At 32.4% G+C, this 1,849-nt stretch carries 2 protein-coding genes; both read right to left on the reverse strand.

The window, feature by feature from the left end; all coding sequences use genetic code 11:
• Window positions 1-40: 40 nt before the first annotated feature.
• Window positions 41-1,312 (reverse strand): O-antigen ligase, encoded by a 1,272-nt coding sequence (locus Q0C22_RS08780; RefSeq protein ID WP_291493862.1) that lies wholly within the window; start codon window positions 1,310-1,312, stop codon window positions 41-43.
• On the reverse strand, window positions 1,312-1,849 hold a 538-nt coding region (locus tag Q0C22_RS08785), incomplete at its 5' end, for a sugar transferase (RefSeq protein ID WP_291493864.1). The genes Q0C22_RS08780 and Q0C22_RS08785, both read right to left, overlap by 1 nt.

Here is a 1,849-nt window from a genome sequence, read left to right on the forward strand (position 1 = left end):
ACGAAAAAGGCGTCGTCCTGAACGCATGTGAAGGATCTACTTATGAGATTCTTCGGCCACTTTTCGTGTCCTCAGAATGACAAGAGGAAATAGCCAGGCTATTTATACCTAACATAAAAGACAAAAATATGCTAACTTGCGCGCTACCCAATAAATTATCAAACGCACTTGCTACATAAAATGCTATCAAACCCAAACTCATACCAATTAAAATAGCCTTTTGCTCACCACTAGAGTATTTTATGGCTTTTATATTGTTTCTTAAAAGCATAAAAAAAGCACTTAAAATTAAAATAAGGCCAATTAGACCTGCGCTCATCAAAATATTTATATAATAATTGTCAATTACTGTAGCAATATTGGCGTTTGGGTCTATATGATATTTATTGGCCAATTGTTTATAAATTTTAACTGTATCATCGTGGACAATTTTGCTTGCAAAACCAGGCCCATAACCAGTAAGTTTTCTTGTGAGACTTGATTTATTAAATATATCAAAAGATGCTTTAATCATTGCAAAACGAATTACAATATCTGGATCTTTTGTAAAATGCAGTGTATAGTGGAGTCTGTTTTTCACAAAACCCGTTTGTGCTAAACCAACAACTAAAACAATACCTGCAAGATAAATCAGCCAAATTTTTCTATTTTTTACAAAAAAAGCAATACTTATCATACCAATCAAAAGCCCCAGCCAATCCTGGCGTTCCTGAGTTAAAATTGTCGCAATCAAAGCACAAAGTGATGCCAGCAAATAAAGCTTTTTCTTATTATAAAACCCAAGAGCCCCAAAAAAAAATGTAGAAACAAGCATTATTGCACCAATATATGATGGAAAACCACTAAACCCTTCAGGGGCACATGCTTTATTTGGCAGGCTAAAATGCAAACTTGACCAGGCAACACTAAAAATATTTGCAGGTTTGATACAAAAAAAAGCATTAAAATACACGCCAACTGAACTTACAATAATAAATATTGCTAATACACTGATAATGGTTTTATAATTGTTTTTTATTCGCGAAACAATCCAGTATGGAGCAAAATGCCATATATAGTGAAAGTTAGAAAGGCTATGTATTGGATTTATAGAAAAAATACTTGACCAAAAATAAGTAATAGAAAATAAAGCAGGAGGTAAATCATTTCTTTCAAATCTAAACTGTTTGGTTAAAATTAACATTATTAAACCGATTAGACCAATACTAATAGCCAAACTATCCGCAGCAATAGATGTAGCAACAAAAACAGCAAACATTAAACTGCTAATATAAAGCAACTGAAAAGACAGTTTTTTAGTATCAATATTCATTAGTATGCTCCTTTTTGCTTTAGTACTGCATAAATTGTTTTTAAAAGAATTACTATATCAAACCACAAAGACCAGTTTGTAACATAAAAACAATCAAGATCAACGCGTGTTTGAAAGTCAAGTTCATTTCTGCCTGAAACCTGCCAAAGCCCCGTGATACCAGGTTTGGCTAATAATATTGTATTAATTGAATCTCCAATTTTTTCCAACTCTTGCGGTAAATAAGGCCTTGGACCAACCAAGCTCATCTGTCCAAACAATACATTTATAATCTGTGGCAACTCATCAAGTGAAGTTTTCCTCAAAAAACGTCCAATTCGTGTAACTCTTGGATCAAAATTTTTTAGTTTTTGATATTTTTCCCACTCTAAGCGCGCTTCTTTGTTTTTGGACAAATACTCTTTTAATAAGCGGTCATTATCTTTATACATAGTACGAAATTTTAAAAAATTAAATAATTTGCCATTTTGACCGAGTCTTTTGCTTACATAAAAAACGCTCCCTTTTGAATCAAGTCTTATTGCTACAGAAATGATA

It is taken from the genome of Desulfurella sp. (genome assembly GCF_023256235.1).
In the GTDB taxonomy this organism is placed as follows: domain Bacteria; phylum Campylobacterota_A; class Desulfurellia; order Desulfurellales; family Desulfurellaceae; genus Desulfurella.

Coding starts and splice junctions, on each gene's coding strand:
- Q0C22_RS08780 (WP_291493862.1), bottom strand. CDS start 1,312: ATGAATATTGATACTAAAAAACTGTCTTTTCAGTTGCTTTATATTAGC.